This is a genomic window from Chroococcidiopsis sp. CCNUC1 (genome assembly GCF_023546805.1).
In the GTDB taxonomy this organism is placed as follows: Bacteria; Cyanobacteriota; Cyanobacteriia; order Cyanobacteriales; family Chroococcidiopsidaceae; genus Chroococcidiopsis; species Chroococcidiopsis thermalis.
The window spans coordinates 449,851-468,195 of the sequence record NZ_CP097480.1 but is presented as its reverse complement, the minus strand read 5'-3'; the positions used below and the strand labels follow the sequence as shown (position 1 = coordinate 468,195).

General features: G+C 43.4%; 12 protein-coding genes and 1 pseudogene. 6 read left to right on the top strand and 7 right to left on the bottom strand.

Annotated features, from left to right (window positions below; translation table 11 throughout):
• Window positions 1-174 precede the first annotated feature (174 nt).
• Both M5J74_RS02225 and M5J74_RS02220 read left to right on the top strand, forming a co-directional pair.
• Window positions 175-684 (top strand): hypothetical protein, encoded by a 510-nt coding sequence (locus M5J74_RS02225; protein WP_015152502.1) that lies wholly within the window; start codon window positions 175-177, stop codon window positions 682-684.
• Window positions 685-1,010: 326 nt separating this feature from the next.
• Window positions 1,011-1,295 carry a tetratricopeptide repeat protein gene (locus M5J74_RS02220; protein ID WP_250015194.1) on the top strand — a complete coding sequence of 95 codons (285 nt, stop codon included), beginning with the start codon at window positions 1,011-1,013 and terminating at the stop codon, window positions 1,293-1,295.
• Between the two features lie 84 nt (window positions 1,296-1,379).
• Here M5J74_RS02220 and M5J74_RS02215 read toward each other — a convergent pair whose 3' ends face one another.
• From M5J74_RS02215 to M5J74_RS02190, 6 genes are all read right to left on the bottom strand, one after another.
• Entirely contained in the window at window positions 1,380-2,600 is a 1,221-nt protein-coding gene (locus M5J74_RS02215; protein ID WP_250015185.1) for an acetate kinase, read from the bottom strand.
• Window positions 2,601-2,717: 117 nt separating this feature from the next.
• A complete protein-coding gene (locus M5J74_RS02210; protein ID WP_015152499.1) occupies window positions 2,718-3,413 on the bottom strand; it encodes a bifunctional 2-polyprenyl-6-hydroxyphenol methylase/3-demethylubiquinol 3-O-methyltransferase UbiG in 696 nt (231 codons plus the stop codon).
• 157 nt (window positions 3,414-3,570) lie between these two features.
• Window positions 3,571-4,209, bottom strand: a complete 639-nt coding sequence (locus tag M5J74_RS02205; protein ID WP_371934105.1) for a histidine phosphatase family protein — start codon at window positions 4,207-4,209, stop codon at window positions 3,571-3,573.
• 68 nt (window positions 4,210-4,277) lie between these two features.
• A complete protein-coding gene (gap, locus tag M5J74_RS02200; protein ID WP_250015181.1) occupies window positions 4,278-5,345 on the bottom strand; it encodes a type I glyceraldehyde-3-phosphate dehydrogenase in 1,068 nt (355 codons plus the stop codon).
• 58 nt (window positions 5,346-5,403) lie between these two features.
• Window positions 5,404-7,953 (bottom strand): glycogen/starch/alpha-glucan phosphorylase, encoded by a 2,550-nt coding sequence (locus M5J74_RS02195; RefSeq protein ID WP_250015179.1) that lies wholly within the window; start codon window positions 7,951-7,953, stop codon window positions 5,404-5,406.
• Between the two features lie 181 nt (window positions 7,954-8,134).
• Window positions 8,135-10,621 (bottom strand): phosphoketolase, encoded by a 2,487-nt coding sequence (locus tag M5J74_RS02190; protein WP_250015177.1) that lies wholly within the window; start codon window positions 10,619-10,621, stop codon window positions 8,135-8,137.
• A gap of 456 nt (window positions 10,622-11,077) precedes the next feature.
• Between M5J74_RS02190 and M5J74_RS02185 the strand changes: the two genes are divergently transcribed.
• Window positions 11,078-11,671: a MarC family protein gene (locus tag M5J74_RS02185; protein ID WP_015152494.1), complete on the top strand. Its 594-nt coding sequence runs from the start codon at window positions 11,078-11,080 to the stop codon at window positions 11,669-11,671.
• 83 nt (window positions 11,672-11,754) lie between these two features.
• Here the strand turns inward: M5J74_RS02185 and M5J74_RS02180 are convergent, their stop codons facing one another.
• On the bottom strand, window positions 11,755-14,778 hold the full coding sequence (locus tag M5J74_RS02180) for a pentapeptide repeat-containing protein (protein ID WP_250015176.1): 3,024 nt from the start codon (window positions 14,776-14,778) through the stop codon (window positions 11,755-11,757).
• A 333-nt stretch (window positions 14,779-15,111) separates the two neighbouring features.
• On the opposite strand from M5J74_RS02180, the gene M5J74_RS02175 reads away from it, so the two are divergent.
• The 3 genes and pseudogenes from M5J74_RS02175 (at window position 15,112) to M5J74_RS33220 (ending at window position 18,231) form a co-directional block, all read left to right on the top strand.
• Window positions 15,112-16,320, top strand: coding sequence for an FAD-dependent monooxygenase (locus tag M5J74_RS02175; RefSeq protein WP_250015174.1), 1,209 nt, complete (start codon window positions 15,112-15,114; stop codon window positions 16,318-16,320).
• Window positions 16,321-16,332: 12 nt separating this feature from the next.
• Window positions 16,333-17,106, top strand: coding sequence for an aspartate/glutamate racemase family protein (locus M5J74_RS02170; RefSeq protein WP_250015172.1), 774 nt, complete (start codon window positions 16,333-16,335; stop codon window positions 17,104-17,106).
• A 112-nt stretch (window positions 17,107-17,218) separates the two neighbouring features.
• A pseudogene (locus M5J74_RS33220) lies at window positions 17,219-18,231 on the top strand (ABC transporter ATP-binding protein).
• Window positions 18,232-18,345: the final 114 nt, after the last annotated feature.

Sequence of the window (18,345 nt, the reverse complement as noted above, 5' to 3'; positions counted from 1 at the left end):
CAACTTAGAATTCAAACATAATTTATATTTGAGTACCTATCAATTAGTTAAGCTAAAGGTAATCGGCAATTGGTAATTGGTAATTGGTAGCTGGTTGCTAGTCACTGATAACTTTGTAGAGACGTTACATGTAACGTCTCTACACCGATAAATCATTCAATTAGGGGATTTGATATGACTGTTGCATCAACCACTCAATTGAAGCGACCCATTTGGCATACTGTTGTCATCTTGACTTTGGGGCTTTGGCTTGGTGGTAGCTTGCTTTTAGACTGGGTAATTATGCCTAGTTTATATGTATCTGGGATGATGACTCAACCTGGATTTACATCAGCAGGCTATTTCATGTTTTGGAATTTTAATCGGATTGAATTACTTTCTGCTGCCTTAGTATTGACAGGGGTTTTAGCACTCGGCAAATCGCAATTATATCATGCTAATTTGGCTTGGAAAGCCGCAATTTTATCTTCGCTGTTGCTAGCGATCGCCCTGATTAATACTTATTTTCTCACTCCCAATATGTGTGCTGTAGGAATGCCGCTGAATGTATTTGAGTCCGTTCAGGAAATTCCTTCTGTGATGAATCAATTGCACGCTGGTTACTGGCTGCTAGAAGCTGTGAAACTTTCAGTTGGTGGTACGTTGTTAGTTTGGTGCTTCCGCCAAAAAGCTGAAGTTAACTAATTTGACTTAGCAGATTTTCCTAGTAGGGTGGGCAATGCTCACCCTACTTTTTATTTAAGATTTATTACTATTAATTAACTAACATTATGTTATTTGGCTTTTGATGGCAAAGAAATGAAGCGATCGTCTTCAATTGAGCTTGGCGATCGTTGAGAATAAGTCACTTTCCGTTCAAATTTAAAGAAATTGTATCGAGAAGAACAAACTTTCTTTGAGTTAGAATGATAGATTTTTGTTTCTAGCTACTTAATTTTTTGCGTCACCTTGTTGTAAATTCTTCAACATAGCAAAGAAATTTTTTAGCTGCAAACCTGCGAGGAATAAACATGAAAGTTGTTGAAGAAGCGATGACTACTGAAGACTTCATGAAGCAAGCAGCAGCTAGGGCTGATGGTGGAGATTATGTAGGAGCAATTCAAAGCTACGACGAAGCGGTATCGATAAATCCTGAGAATGCTAGAGCTTTTGGCAATCGCGGCTTTATGAGGCTAAATTTAGGCGATCGCATGGGTGCGTTGTCAGATTTTCGTGCTGCCGCAGAACTCTTCCTCTCCCAAGGCAGAATGGCTAATTATGAGATGGTGTTGGACTATATCGAGAAGATGCAGTAGATAGGTAGTTGGTAAGAAAGTGGTGCGTGGTGCGTGGAATATTTGCGACTGGCGACTCCTGTAGGGGCGCACAGCAGTGCGCCCCTACGACTCTCGATTCAACAGATTCCAGCCAGATTGAGCGATCGCCCAATCTTCTTGGGTTTGGACGACTAAAACGCGGATCTTTGAATCAGAGGTGGCGATGTCTGCATCCTTGGGGGAAGCTTGATTTTTACTGGGATCGAGTTTCAATCCCAGAAATTCAAAAGCTTCACAGGTGGCTGTACGAGTTAGAGGGTGATTTTCTCCCACCCCAGCAGTGAAGACAAGTGCATCCGTTCCTGACAAGGAAGCTAGCATCGAACCGATGTGCGATTGCAGGCGATGAATATAAATGTCAAATGCTAATTTGGCGCGATCGTTTCCCTCGGCGATCGCTTGGCTGATTTGGCGCATATCCCCACTTATACCAGAAACGCCTTTCAGTCCCGATTGTTTATTGAGCATCTCGTCTAACTGCTCGGTACTGTAACCCTGTCGCAATAGATAGAGGAGAATGCTGGGATCGATAGAACCCGATCGCGTCCCCATCATCAATCCCTCTAAGGGTGTAAATCCCATTGTCGTATTGATGCAGCTCCCATCGCGGATTGCTGCTAAAGAACAACCGTTACCTAAATGACAGGTAATCAGTTTGAGGGAACTAAGATCTCTGTCTAACAAATATGCGGCGCGACGAGATACGTATTCATGACTGATTCCGTGGAAACCGTAACGGCGAATTCCTTGTTCGGACAACTCGTAAGGGATGGGGTAAACGACTGCACCAGGGGGAATGGAACTGTGAAAAGCAGTATCGAATACTGCTACTTGCGGTACTTGTGGTAAAGTCTGCTCGATCGCCTCAATCCCCTCTAAATTGACGGGATTGTGTGCGGGTGCAAGGTTTGCTAGTTCTTTTATTGCTGCTTTCACCTCGGGAGTGATGCGAGTTGGCTGAGAGTAATGCTGTCCGCCGTGAACGACACGGTGTCCGACGAGTTGGATTTCAGCTAAATCGGAAATCACCTGTGTCTCGCCTTGCATTAAAGTATCGAGCATTTGGGCGATCGCCTGCTGTCGTTCTTTGACAGGAATTTCTGTTTTTATCGATGCTCCATGAGAGGTTTTTACCTTGAGTAAGCCGACTGCCGATTTTCCCGTCCAGTCTATGGTGGCTTCCCACAATGGCTCAACTGGTTGCTCTAGAATCCCATCTCCCGTAATTTCGTAGAGACAACTTTTTTGGCTGCTCGATCCGGCGTTGAGTACAAGGATTTTCATCAGTCAGTTATCAGTTAACAGTTATCAGTTAACAGCGATCGGTCTTCCGACTTAAATTTCACTCGGATTCTAGATTTTCGGCAGCAATTTGTTGAGTGTCTAAAGATGTATATAGCTCTAAGATTCTGCTAGGACTAATAGCGAGTATCCTCCTAGTAGCCGTACTGTAACATCTGGGGCGATCGCATGTAAAATTTTTCGCGGTAGACTTAGCGATCTCGCTTTAAAGGATTTCGGGCGATCGACATGCTCGGCGGTGTAGCAATAATCTAAAATTTTGTAGCCAGCGTCTTTCAAAGCCAAAAGAGCTGTATCTTTCATAAAGTAGTGTATATGACCGACGTTTTCTCGCATCCACAAAATCGGTTCGGCTCGCAGAACAAATTGAGCTGACATGTCGAGAGGAATATGAAAAATTTTATATTTAGATTTGGGTTTTAACTGTCTTAAAAAATTTAAATAGTCTTCTACATGCTCGAACACGTCGATACAGAGTAAAATATCGAAAGGATCGATCTCTATTTTAGTTATATCCTCACAGGCAAAAGATAAATTTTGATTTTGGCGCTGTCGAGAGAGTTGGATTGCTTGAGGTGAGATATCATATCCTTGAAATCTGACATGATCTGGTAAGGATAACTGTAGTTGTCTTAAAATCTCACCAGCACCGCAGCCAATTTCACAAATAGAACGAGGATTTAACTGATTTTTCTGAATTATACTCAGAATTTGCTGGGCTTTCCAAGGGGAATCTTCAACACCATAAGATGGATTATTTTCAAGGTAAGTTCCATCGACATAAATAGTTTGCATAAGCTCTATTTGGATTTAATTGTGAGTGAATTTTGACCTCGGACTTACTCAAGCGCGCAAAATTGAAGAGAAAGAGCGATCGCGAATGTTTCAGATCTTAGTTTAGGGAAAATACCCAGGGCAAAAATGAGATATTTATAGATATATTTGTCGATTATTACGTTCCTGGTAAATTACGTAATTCTGCATCTAGATGATAGCGATCGCCCAACACTTCCAATAAAGGACCGTGTACGTCAAATTTGACAATACTAACAGAAGCAGCTAAAGCAGTAATGCGATCGCGATAACGTCCGACATCGATCCCCAATAAACTGCAAAGAATAATCCTAATCGTGGCTTTGTGAGAGACGACCAAAACATTGCCCGTAGGACATTTAGCTTCAATTTCAGAAATAACAGGCATAGCACGGCTGGCAATTTGAACACCAGTTTCACCTTCAGTCGGCGGATTCCAAGCTGGTTCCGTCAACCATCGGACGTAATCTTCTTCGTAATGTTGCTTGACAAATTCCAGCGTTTGTCCTTCCCATTTGCCGTAGCGAATCTCCTTCAATCCGTCGCGCAATTGCATATCCATCGCGATCGCATCACATAGAGGTTTTGCAGTTGCGATCGTGCGTTTCATCGGACTGACATAAACCGCCGTCCAAGGCAGAGAACGATAAGTTTCGCCAAACGCCTTTGCCATCAACATCCCTTCTGGGGTCAGTTCTGGGTCAAGCTCGCCACAAAAACCTCCCGTGCGGCTGTATTCTGTTTCTCCGTGTCGCAGCAAGTAGAGTTTGAGACTCATGTTTTGATTGGTAATGGGTAATTGGTAATGGGTAGTTGGTAATGACAACTACCAACTACCAACTACCGTTAAGAAACAGCAACCAAGGGGCGATCGCCTGTTAATATGCCTTCTTTCTGTGCCATATAAAGCATCAGATCGAGGACGCGACAGGAGTAACCCCACTCGTTGTCATACCAAGAAACGACTTTGAAAAAGTTGGCATTCAACTCGATACCCGCACCAGCGTCAAAAATGCTAGAACGAGCATCGGTGCGAAAATCCATCGATACGACTTCATCTTCGGTGTAGCCGAGAATGCCTGCTAAGCCATTTTGGGAAGCTTCTTTCATTGCCGCACAGATTTCTTTGTAGCTGGTGGCTTTCTCTGTCTTGAAGGTCAAATCGACGACAGAGACATCGGGGGTAGGGACGCGAAATGCCATTCCGGTAAGCTTACCCTTGAGTTGAGGCAAAACCAGCGCTACAGCTTTCGCCGCCCCAGTCGAGGAAGGAATGATATTTTGAGCTGCCCCGCGTCCGCCGCGCCAGTCTTTCTTACTAGGACCATCTACAGTAGGTTGGGTAGCGGTCATAGCGTGTACGGTGGTCATTAAGCCTTCTGTCAAGCCGAATTTATCGTCAATGACTTTGGCAATCGGAGCCAGACAGTTAGTGGTACAGCTAGCATTAGACACGATCGCATCTTTTTGGGGATCGAATTTGTCGTGATTCACACCCACCAACAGCGTTGGAACCTTATCTGGGTCTTTAGTAGGAGCAGAAATGACTACCCGTTTTGCCCCTGCTTTGAGGTGATTGGCTGCCCCGTCATAGGTGGTAAACAAGCCTGTAGATTCCACAACATAATCTGCACCCAAACTGCCCCAAGGTAACTCAGCCGGATTTTTGATTGCCATACAAGGGACGAACTTGCCGTCGATCGCGATTCCATCTTCCTTCGCCTCCACCCGACCGCTGTAAGTGCCATGAGTGGAGTCGTATTTAAACAAATAGGCAAGATTATCGGGGGGAACGAGATCGTTAATCCCGACAATCTCCACTTGCGGATTATGGGCTGCTACCCGCGCTACTAAACGTCCAATTCGACCAAAACCATTAATGCCAATTTTTAACATAAGTTTGTCATTTGTCATTTGTAGAGTGGCTGGTGGCTAGTGGCTAGAGGCTGGACTCTTTTCTAGTCACTAGCCACTAGTCACTAGTCACTGTCCCAAACCAACCATCGCCAGTTTTTTCTGCTGCCAATTGTACCGGAACGGGTTGCACTTTCCAGATCTGCTGGCAGTACTCGCGGATGGCACGGTCTGAGGAGAATTTACCCATGCGGGCTGTATTTAAAATTGACATTTGCAACCACCGATCGCGATCGCGGTATGTCTGAGATACTTGCTGTTGGCAATCGATGTACGGTTGGTAATCTGCCATTAACATGAAGGGGTCTTTGTCAAGTAACAAGTCTACTAGCGGTTTGAATAAGCTGCGATCGCCGTGAGAAAAGTATCCAGAGGCGATTTGGTCGATTGCTTGTTTCAATTGCGGGTTTTGTTCGTAATACTCTCTAGGACGATATCCGGTTAATCTTAAAGCACCAACGTCCTCTGTTGTCAAGCCAAACAGAAAGAAATTTTCTGCCCCCACAGCATTGCGGATCTCGATGTTCGCGCCGTCGAGAGTGCCGATTGTCAATGCCCCATTCATGGCAAACTTCATGTTACCCGTGCCGGATGCTTCTTTACCTGCGGTGGAAATTTGTTCGGAAAGGTCGGCAGCGGGATAGATGGGTTGGCTATTTTTGACGTTGTAATCTGGTAAAAAGACAACTTTCAAGCGATCGCCAATATCTCGATCTTTGTTGACCACTTCAGCCACGGAGTTGATCAGTTTAATTATCAACTTGGCGATGTAATAACCAGGAGCGGCTTTGCCAGCAAAAATTAAGGTACGGGGGGTAATGTCTAGATTGGGATTTTGTTTGATTTGGTTGTAAAGCGTAATTGCGTGCAATATATTCAGGTGTTGGCGCTTGTATTGGTGAATGCGCTTGACTTGGATGTCAAATAGCGAGTCGGGATCGACTTTAACACCCGTGCGATCGAGTAAAATTTCAGCGACGTTAACTTTATTTTCCCGCTTGATCTGCTGCCATTCTTGCTGAAACCCTGGATCTTCAGCGTAGGTTTCTATTCGTTGTACGTCTTCTAAATGTTTGATCCAATTATCTCCGATACAACTGGTAATCAGATTTGTCAGTTTGGGGTTACTCAAGACAATCCAACGACGGGGAGTTACGCCATTTGTGATGTTGGTGAATTTTTCAGGGAAAAACTCGTAAAAGTCTAACAGCGTGGTTTTTTGTAGCAATTCGCTGTGGAGTGCTGCGACTCCGTTAATTTTGTGGCTACCAACGCAGGCGAGGTGTGCCATCCGCACGAATTTACCATCGTTTTCGTCAATTAAAGATAAGCGTCCGATCCGTCCTTCATCCGTACCAAATTTATGCCGTACCTGTTCTAAAAAGCGCCAATTAATTTCATAAATGATTTCTAAATGACGGGGAAGAAGGCTGCTAAATAACTTCAGCGACCACTTTTCTAAAGCTTCTGGCAGTAAAGTATGGTTGGTGTAACCAAAAGTTTTTTGGGTAATTTCCCAAGCGGGTTCCCAGTCCATGTCGTGTTCGTCCAACAACAATCGCATCAATTCGGCAACTGCGATCGCGGGATGGGTATCGTTGAGTTGAACGGCGAATTTTTCGTGGAACTGTTCTAAGGGCAATTTCTGCCGTAACATGATTCGCAGCATATCTTGCAAGGCGCAGGAAACAAAGAAATACTGCTGTTCTAAACGTAGTTGCTTACCTTCGTAAGTTTCATCGTTGGGATAAAGTACCTTGGTTAAGTTTTCCGAGGTAACTTTTTGATCCACCGCACCGTAATAATTCCCGCGATTAAAGGCTTCAAAATCAAAAGATTCTGGTGCTTCGGCTTTCCACAATCGCAAGGTGTTAGCTGTGTTGACCTTGTAACCCAAAATCGGCGTATCGTAGGGAATGCCCAGGACAACTTTGTGGGGAATCCAGCGTACCCGATCGCGTCCTTGCGCATTTTTATGTGCTTCGGTGCGTCCGCCAAATTTTACCGAAACTGCCCATTCTGGACGAGCAATTTCCCAAGGGTTGCCATAGCGCAGCCATTTATCAGTTTTCTCAACTTGCCAGCCGTTACGGATCAGTTGGTCGAAAATGCCAAATTCGTAGCGGATACCATAGCCAAGGGTAGGAATTTCCAAGCTTGCCAAGGAATCGAGGTAACAAGCAGCTAACCGACCCAAACCCCCATTGCCTAACCCTGGTTCCTCTTCTTTTGCCAGTAATTCTTTGAGATCGAGTTTTAACTCGGTCATGGCTTGCTGCACTTGGTTGTAAATGCCCAAATTGATTAGGTTATTACCCAAATGCGGACCCATCAGAAACTCAGCCGAGAGATAGGCAACTGTACGCGACCCTTCCTGGGTGTAGATTGCGGCTGTATTTACCCAACGTTGCAGGAGGCGATCGCGTACTGTATAGGCAAGTGCCATGTAGTAGTCGTGTTTCGTGGCAAGGGCAGGAAACTTGCCTTGGACGTAGAATAAGTTATCTAAAAACGCTCGCTTCAGGGTTTCAACCCCAATCCCCGTGCGATCGTCTTCGCATTGCATCCCCGTGTCTTGACCTTGCAGTTGGGGTTCTTGGATTTGCATATTCAATTCCTGTTAACTGTCTCCTGCTATTAACCTTGCCCGATTTTTACTACTACAAAAGTCAAAATGATTACAAGGGAAGTCAAAAGTCAAAATTTAAAAGTCAAAAATTAGGAGCCAGGAGTCAGAAGTAATTTTTCTCCCTCAGCCTCCTGGGCTCCCCCAGTTCCCCCAGCTCTCTTCACTTCCTCGCCGCGCCTTCTTCTCCTTCTAAAGACGGAGTTGAACTAGCATTATCGCGTTGGGTGTCGATCGCCCCTTTCTCAGCAGGAGAACCGCTGTAATATTGCCATACCCATTGGCGAATTTCCGCCATGTCTTCGCCATATGTGGAGACGTAATGTCTGTGTTCGATCAGTTTGTCTTTGAGCATTTGCTTGACATATGCTGCTTTAGATCCCAATTTAGGCACGCGATCGATCGCATCCATGACTAAATGGAAACGGTCTAAGTCGTTAAGGACAACCATATCAAATGGCGTGGTTGTCGTTCCCTCTTCCTTGTAGCCGCGAACGTGTAGGTTGCGGTGGTTGGTGCGGCGATAGGTGAGGCGGTGGATCAGCCAGGGATAGCCGTGGAAAGCAAAAATAATCGGCTTATCGGTGGTAAAGATGCTGTCAAAGTCTTTATCTGTCAAACCGTGGGGGTGTTCGGTGTTAGGTTGCATTGTCATCAAATCCACCACATTCACCACCCTGACTTTCAAATCGGGGAAGTGCAGCCGCATCATGTCTACTGCTGCTAAAGTTTCTAGGGTGGGAATATCCCCCGCACACGCCATGACTACATCGGGTTCGCTATCTTTGTCGTTACTCGCCCATTCCCAAATTCCAACTCCTTTGGTACAGTGCTTGACTGCTGCATCCATGTCGAGATATTGCAAGGCTGGCTGTTTTCCGGCGACGATGACGTTGACGTAATGACGCGATCGCAGGCAGTGATCGCCAACTGAGAGTAAAGTATTAGCATCGGGGGGTAAATACACCCGAATCACCTCAGCCTTTTTATTCATGACGTGATCGATAAAACCTGGGTCTTGGTGCGAAAAGCCGTTGTGATCTTGTCGCCAGACGTGGGAAGTCAAGAGGTAATTGAGGGAGGCTACAGGTCTGCGCCAGGTAATGTGACGGGTTGTTTTCAACCACTTGGCATGTTGGTTAAACATCGAATCGATGATGTGGATAAATGCTTCGTAGCAGGAAAATATTCCATGCCGTCCGGTTAGCAAATATCCTTCTAACCATCCCTGACAGGTATGTTCGCTCAATATTTCCATTACCCTACCGTCAGGCGATAGTTGTTCGTCTTCCGGTAAAATATCTGCCGTCCACGTCCGGTCTGTCGTTTTAAAAACTTCACCCAAGCGGTTAGATGCGGTTTCGTCGGGACCAAAAATTCGGAAATTCTGGCTTTTTTCGTTAAATCTCAGAATATCCGCCAGAAACTTACCCAAAACGCGAGTGGCTTCAGATGTTGTCGTACCTGGATTTTTTACCTCCACTGCATAGTGGCGGAAATCTGGCATTTTCAGATCTCGCAATAAAATTCCGCCGTTAGCGTGGGGATTGTCTCCCATGCGCTGTTGTCCGGTGGGTGCGAGTGCGGCTAATTCTGGGAATAACCTACCTTCTGCATCGAAGAGTTCTTCGGGTTTATAACTCTTCATCCACTGTTCTAGCAATTGTACGTGTTCTGGCTTGCTAGACATTTCGGAAAATGGGACTTGGTGCGATCGCCAGGAATTTTCTGTTTTCTTCCCATCCACTTCTTTCGGTCCCGTCCATCCTTTGGGCGATCGCAAAATTATCATCGGATATTGGGGGCGATCCGTAAAACCTTTCGTCCGTGCTTCGTGTTGAATCGCTTTAATGTCCTCTACCACCCGATCCATCGTCGCCGCCATCAGTTGGTGCATGGTAGCGGGATCGTCACCCTCGACGAAATAGGGTTTGTAACCGTAGCCGACGAACAAGCTTTCCAACTCTTGATGACTCATCCGCGCCAACACTGTAGGATTGGCGATTTTGTATCCATTCAGGTGCAAAATCGGTAACACCGCACCATCTCGGACGGGATTGAGGAATTTATTACTATGCCAACTCGTAGCTAAAGCACCCGTTTCCGCTTCGCCATCACCCACGACACACGCCACAATTAAATCTGGGTTGTCAAATGCAGCACCGTATGCATGGGAAACAGCGTAACCTAATTCACCCCCTTCATGGATCGAACCAGGGGTTTCAGGTGCAACGTGGCTGGGAATACCGTAAGGGAAGGAAAATTGTTTGAAGAGTTGCTTCATTCCCTCAGTATCTTGAGAGACATTGGGGTAATATTCGCTATACGTCCCTTCTAAATAAGTGTTGGCAACCAAACCAGGTCCACCATGACCGGGACCAGCAATATAAATCGTGCTGAGGTCATATTTTTTGATAACGCGATTGAGGTGAACGTAGATGAAGTTTAAGCCTGGTGTCGTTCCCCAATGTCCCAACAATCGTGGTTTAATGTGTTCTAGCTTCAGCGGTTCTTTCAGGAGTGGATTGTCTAGAAGATAGATTTGTCCGACTGAAAGATAGTTAGCTGCACGCCAGTAAGCATTCATCTTTCGCAGCTCGTCAGCAGTCAATGAACCTTTTTGTGCTGTGGGAGCGGGTGCTTGAACCATGATGAATTGTTACCCTATTATTTCAAGGTTTTCTACTAAATTCTTTCAATTTCAGAATAGTTTGTTTTCTCTCTAAAGGACGATCGCGATCGCTCTAACTTTCAAAATAGTGAATTGCTCTGATTTTTTTCAGTATAGAGCCAAACAAAAAGATGTTACCCTTCTTAAGCTTTTATTAATTCAGTTATCAGTGTAGAGACGTTACATGGAACGTCTGTTATCAGTTATCAGCGATCGGCATTCGGTGACTATTTAGCGATCGCTACTTCAAACGTTTTCAAAAGAGTTCTGAAAAATTATCTTCAATGGCGATGAAAGTGTTAAAATTCCTGCCGAAACTCAAAAAATGTTGTACTGGCAACGAATGCGATCGACACCTCGATAATTGGTTGTTGTATATAAGTCACAAGTAAAGTCTGTACACTGATAACTGATAGCTGTTAACTGATAACTGATGTGGATATTTCTGTATTTATTAAAACTTTTGTAGCTGTATTCGTGCTAGCGGATGCTTTGGGCAATGCACCCGTGTTTCTGATCTTAACTAAAGGGATGGAACCAGAGCAAAGAAATAGCGTGATAGATCGGGCGAGTTTGGTTGCAACCGGGGTATTGCTGGCGTTTGCCTTTGGTGGTCAATGGATTTTAAGATACTTGGAGATTAGTCTGGGTTCCCTGCGGGTAGCTGGCGGATTATTGCTGCTGTTGATTGCGTTGAAAATGCTCGATGGAGACATAGACACGCCAACGGTAGACCAGCAAAGGGATGTAGCGATTACCCCTCTCGCTTTACCACTTTTGGCGGGACCAGGAACGATTACAACTGTGATGTTATTAATGTCTGATTCTCCCAACGCTCATATTAGCGTGGTGATAGGAGTTGTTGCCGCAATGTTCGTGACGTGGTTAATCGTGCGTCAGTCAGCATTCGTAGATAAATGGATTGGTGCAGAAGGTGAGGTGATTATTACTCAGCTTCTAGGATTTTTATTGGCAGCTTTGGCAATTGAGATTGGTAGTACGGGGATTAAGGAGTTGTTTTTGAGTTGAGGGAGGAAGAATTTTTTTGTTTCACGCCAAGACGCTAAGGCGCTAAGGAAGAAAGAGAAGAATAATCTGATCTCAACCAGACTCTACTCTAATCCCAATTGTTGTTTTAATGCTTCTGGTACATTAATCGCTGTTTCTAACCCAAGAATATTCTCCCACTTTGTATTCTTATCCCAGTAAATATCCGTTAAGTTTGCACCACAAAAGTTAGTATTGCTTAAATCTGCGCCAGCGAAGTCTACATATCTGAGATCCGTGTTAGTAAAGTTTGCATGACTTAGTTTTGCTTTATGAAAATTACTAGATTGAAGGTTTGCACCACTGAAATTTGCACATTGAAGTTTTGAATAGGAAAAATCAATACCAATGACCTCAGCACCACTAAAATCTGTATTAGTTAGGTTTGTGCCGTCGCTGAAACATACACCATATTGGAAGCATGCATTTGTAAAGTTAGCGTTACTAAGATTTGTCTCAAGAAGGTTTACTTGCCAAAACTCCGTATTAAAAAAATTGACACTCTCTAAATTTGCACCATCAAAATTTGTATTGTAGAGACTAGTGTGGCTGATATTTGCATCACTGAGGTCTACATCACAAAGATACGCACCATGTAAATCTACCTCTGTTAAGTTGATATCTTGTAAAAACGAGCCAACAATGGATGCAAAGGCTGCATACTCTAGACAGTGGCTATAACTAATTATAGTCAGGAATCTTGTTTTATCAAAATTATCAGTATCTTTGCGTCCACAAGGATAAAAAACAATCTCATTTTTTAATGCATCTTGCTTTTGTGCATAGCGATGTAACTCTAATAGTAAAATTAGAATGTTTAAACCTGTAAATATATCTACTTCCAGCAGTCCTGTAGCAATGTCTTGCCCTTGTAGCTGCAACATTTTTTTCTGTGGTAAATTCTCTTGGGGTGGAGCATTTATAAATTCTCGATTGCACCAGTGTAGATAAAATTTTTCTAGGCGTTGAAATAGCTGTACTGGTCTAAATATTTCACTTATACTTAGCAACCCCATGAGATATTGAACGATTTCTGGAGTTAAGTTTCCATATCCTAGCAGATCGTAAATTTGCTCGTGTAGTTGCTTATCTTCTGTATGAAAACTCTTTCCTCTCTTACCTGACTCTGTCCAATCTTCTAAACTTTGTTTCAGTCGTTCAGCATAAAGAAACTCACTAAAACTCTTATGATAAAACTCAAATCCACCGATGCTATCGGCTCTTAAGTAGAAAGTACACAGGGTAGATTTTAGCACTTCCTCTCCTAATTCTTTCTCTGCTGCTTCAAGCAGGTGTCTTGCTTCATCGTCTTGCTGTGTGCGTGCTTTTAGCATCTGCATAGAAGCATTTTCTCCACCCGATTGAACTACACACAAAGCCGCTTCTGCTAAGATTCGCCTTAATGCTTCTGGATTTTGTTTAGTAAGTTGATAATTCAGATCGGGATGACGAAGATCGGAACGCTGTTTTTTTAGTATCCACTCTAATGCTTGTTGATAAATCAAAATTTTTGCATTTGTATCGGTTGCTTGCCCAAATTTATTAATATCTAATGTGTTATCTCGATGCATGGCTGTCAGCATATATAACAGCAATGGCTCTTTTATTAATTCTTGTATTTGCTGAGGACAGCACTGCTCATTTTGGATAAATTTTTGAAACTCTTTAGTTTTATCCGTGTTAAAATGCTTCTTCCAGTTGGTAAACCACTGATTTTGTAAATCAACATCTAGTTCCCTAATTTCTACCCGTTCTAGATTATGTGGTAGGCGGTCGATTCCATGTAAAGCCATTGCTCTACCTGTAATTATTATGCGATGCTTATTGACGTAATCAAGCTGAAATCCACCAACTTGTTTGAGAAATCTTTCTATAGTTTGGTTATTACTACGTTCAATACGTAACTCATCAAACCCATCCAAAATAAATATAAACCTGGTATAATCATCAGTAAGCCAATTATTATTTTGAGCAAAATCTGTTTTTATTCTTGAGCGTAAAGTTTCTTCTAAACTAGGCTGAAATTCATCAATATCCCGTAAACGAATCAAAACTGGTGTCCACATGGGATGTAAATGTTGTCTTACCCAGTCAGCAAACATCCGGCAAAATACACTTTTACCTCGTCCTGGTCCTGCTTGAATAAAAATAACCTGCGTTAATTTATTTAAATCGCGATCGAGAACAAGATTTTTTACCCAAGTTTTTAAATCAAATGATTCTTTTGCTTCATCAATTTTGTTGTTAGGATCTACTCTTCTTGCTTTGAGCGGTACATAAATATCTTTAAAAGTAATTTTTTCATTAAAAATAGTTTCGTTTGGTTTTGAAGCAATTTCTTCTTTCAGATATCGCTCTATACTGTTATATTTTCTGAGTAATTCTACCGCTTGAGAAGAGTATAGTAAATCTAATCTGGCATTAGTAAAGTTATCTCTTCCTCCGATCGCCTCAAAAAAGTATAATCTACTGTTGTAAGCAACTCGCTCTGTAAATACCGAGATCTCATCTTGATTGAGTCTAGATGCCTGCAAGCGAGTAGATAGAACTTGATTATAGACTTTACATAATTCTGAAGTAGGAAAAGATATAAATGCTTGTTTAGCTGCTTTGTTATCTAATTCAAATTCTTCTAGTTTTTGTAAAGAGACTACTAACTCGTGAGAAGAAGAGATAGCATCAAGGTTAACTAACTTGCTTTTATATTCCGGTAAATTTCTAATTTCCTTAAAACTCTCCAAATATGCTGCTTGGCTAATCAAGGCTACACAATCTTCAAAAGTGGGATCTTGCTGTGTTTTCTCACGATAAAATCGCAAAAATGTAATTGCAATTGATACGAATGGTAATCCCGCTCCAACCATTTGAATTTCTGGCGAACATAACAGAGCTAATAATGATTGAGAATGTTCTATTAAAGGCTTCAATATTACAAGATTTTTACCTTGTTCTTGAAGAGTTTTTCCCAATTCCAATGCTGCCGTACCGGACTCAGCAGCTGTTTTTATAGCCTCGGCTGAGAGTAATTCTCTAATAGGCGTGGTTAATGTTTTCCAGAATCGAGACAGGCGTTGTTTCTCTTGTACCATTCTCACCACCTCTTGCTAGCAATAAGAAAGTTGTAAGTCAAAATTTTTATTTGTATTTTGATGCTTCTCCATAAGTTCAGTATTAAAAGCGAAAAATATATGATAGCTTCTAACTAGCTTAAGATGACACTTAGTTACTTAAATCCCATTACTGTTTCTGCCATATCGTTGCCTGTAACAGCAAGACGAGAGATATCATACAAACAATACGTCTCACTCCCAGAGGCACTATAGCCGTTCTAAATCAATTGCGATCGCACTCATTTAATAATAGGTAGCAGGGAAGAAGAGGAGTCGGGGAAGAACTACCAACTACCAACACACCACTCACAAATGACCAATGACACTCAAGTTGTAATTGTCGGGGCTGGACCTACTGGCGCAACGCTGGCGCTACTGCTTGTAAAACGCGGCATTACGGTCAAGCTAGTTGAAGCATCTCGTAACTTCCGCCGCGCTTTTCGCGGTGAAGGATTGATGCCTAGCGGGTTAGATGCTTTGGCACAGATGGGATTATCGCCTATGCTAGAGCGGATTCCGCATCAAACGTTAGATGCTTGGGAATTTTTAATTGAGGGGCGATCGCTGTTTCGCGTTGACGAACCAATAGAATCGGGTGGTAAGCCCTGTACTCTCGTTTCACAGCCAGCCCTACTCGAAGCACTAATCGATGAGGCAAGCACTTATGCTAATTTTGAGTTCGTGCAAAATGCTCCCGTGCAAGATTTATTGTGGAGAGATGGACGGGTTTCTGGCGTGAAGCTAGGAAGCGGCGAAATTTATGCCGATTTAGTGGTTGCTGCTGATGGTCGCAATTCTATTGTGCGGCAACGAGCCAATTTGTCTTTAGAGCAAAAGTCTCAAAGTTTCGATATTCTTTGGTTTAAATTAGCAGATAGTCCGCATTTTGAGTCAGAAAATATCTTTTATTCGATCCTTCAAGGTCATCATGCATTTGGTTTGTTTCGTTCTTCAGAAGGAAATTTACAGTTGGGCTGGGCGCTGCGCGATCGCGATTCTGTAAACTGGAAGCAAGTTGATGATTGGTCTGAGATACTTGCATCTGTGTCACCACCTTGGTTGGCAGAGCATTTTCGCCAAAACGCCAAAACTATCGATCGCCCCGTTCTATTATCTGTTGTAGTTGGTCGCTGTTCGCACTGGTATACACCAGGTTTACTCTTGTTAGGCGATGCGGCTCATCCCATGTCACCAATCCGCGCTCAAGGCATTAATATGGCTTTGCGGGATATCATTGTTGCGGCAAATCATTTAGTTGGGTTGTTGCAAGAAGCAGCAGAACATACGGCAATTGATGCAGCATTGCCAAAAATTCAAGCCGAGCGGGAGCCGGAAATTATTCGCGTGCAGCAACTTCAAGCTCAAGAAGCGGCTCAGGCTGATTTACTAGAGAAAAGCGCATTCATACGATGGGGCGCTAGCTCGCTAGCTCCATTGTTGCGCTACCCTATTCGTCAGTCTTGGATTGCTCGACAGCGCCAGTTGCGCCAAGGAGTAACGCCAGTAAAGTTAACTGTTTAAGATGGTGCAATCATGAGTCACGCACAGCAGCCACACGCAGTCATTCCGATGAAAACGATTGGTATCTTGGGTGGAATGAGCAGTCAGGCAACAGCTGAATATTATCGCCTAATCAATGCTGGAATTAATCAAGTGCGCGGTGGTTGGAATGCGGCTGAATTGCTCATATGCAGCGTAAATTTTGCCAATATTGAAGCGTTTGTGCGACGCGAACAATGGGATGATGCCGCAAATTATCTTGTTGACAAAGCACTTAAGCTAGAACAAGCTGGTGCTGATTTTATCGTCATGGCTACGAACACTCTACATCGAGTTGCGCCACAAATTGAAGCAGCCATTGAGATCCCCTTAATTCATATTGTTGATGTTACTGCTGCTGAAATTAGACAGCAGGGCATTACAAAAGTTGGCATACTGGGTACTAAACCTGTCATGCAAGCAGATTTTTATCGCGATCGCTTCAAATTACATGATATTGAATTAATCGCACCGAGCGATCGCCAATGTCAAATTATCGATACCATTATCTTTGACGAGCTGGTTCATCGCAGCATTCAAGATGAATCGCGCCAAATCTACATCAAGATTATGCAGGAATTAGGCGATCGCGGCGCTCAGGGAATGGTTTTAGGTTGCACTGAAATCTCATTACTGGTTGAACCAGAAGATTTCCCCGATTTACCCTTGTTTGATACCACTGCTTTGCATTGCCAAAAAGCAGTTAATTTGGCATTAGAAATCGAATTTCTACCAGTCAAAACGATGAAATATAGCAATCCTAGATAACTCGTGAAATCGATTGCTCATGTAGAGACGTTACATGTAACGTCTCTACATAGGAAACGTTCACAAATCAATTTGGATTGCTATAGTTGTTTATCCACCGCAGGAAAAACCGATGGTGCAATCTCAAACCAGTGCAAATCAAACTGATAGAAAAAGCGCGACGCTACTCAAAATTCGCGATTTACAGGTTTATTTTCCAATCCACAAAGGTATTATTCTCCAAAAGCAAATCGGCTGGGTCAAAGCTGTAGATGGCTTGAATTTTGATATGAAACGAAAAGAAACTTTAGGACTTGTAGGAGAATCTGGCTGCGGCAAAAGCACGACTGGCAGAGCAATTTTACAGCTAATTCCTCCTACTCACTGACAAGTTTACTTTGAAGATACAGAACTAACCAAGCTTACAGGCGAACAGTTGCGACAAATCCGGCAACGGATGCAAATGATTTTTCAAGATCCCTATGCATCCCTCAATCCTCGCATGACAGTAGGTGATATTGTTAGCGAACCACTAGAAATTTTTGGTTTAGCCAAGGGTAGAGACAAACAATAGCAAGTCAACCAATTATTAGAAATGGTGGGCTTAACTCCAGAGTTTATCCACCGCTACCCGCATGAATTTTCCGGCGGACAACGCCAGCGAATTGTCATCGCCCGTGCATTAGCCGTGCGTCCCGACTTTATTGCGACGAACCGATCGCGGCGCTTGATGTTTCCATTCAAGCCCAAATCGTCAACCTAATGCAATCCCTACAAGCAGAATTAGGACTGACTTATTGATTTATTGCCCACGATCTAAGCGTTGTCCGGCATATATCCGATCGCATTGCCGTGATGTATCTAGGTAAAATTGTCGAACTTGCCGATCGCGTTGCCCTTTACGAAAAACCTTTACACCCGTATACTCAAGCCTTACTCTCAGCTATCCCAATTCCCGATCCGCAAATTGAAGCAAAACGCGATCCCATTGTCCTCCAAGGCGACGTTCCCAGTCCCACAAACCCGCCTTCTGGCTGTCGCTTTCACACCCGTTGTCCCATCGCTGTAGATATATGCAGTCAACAGGAACCAGAATTTAGAGATGCAGGCGGCGGACATTACGTTGCTTGTTATTTAGTCGAGTGAGTAGTGGTAGGGGCGCACAGTTGTGCGCCCGTACAGTGAGTAGTAGAAATACCAACTACCAACTACCAATTCCCATTCCTGTTCCCTAAGATACATTACAGGCTGTCACTCGAA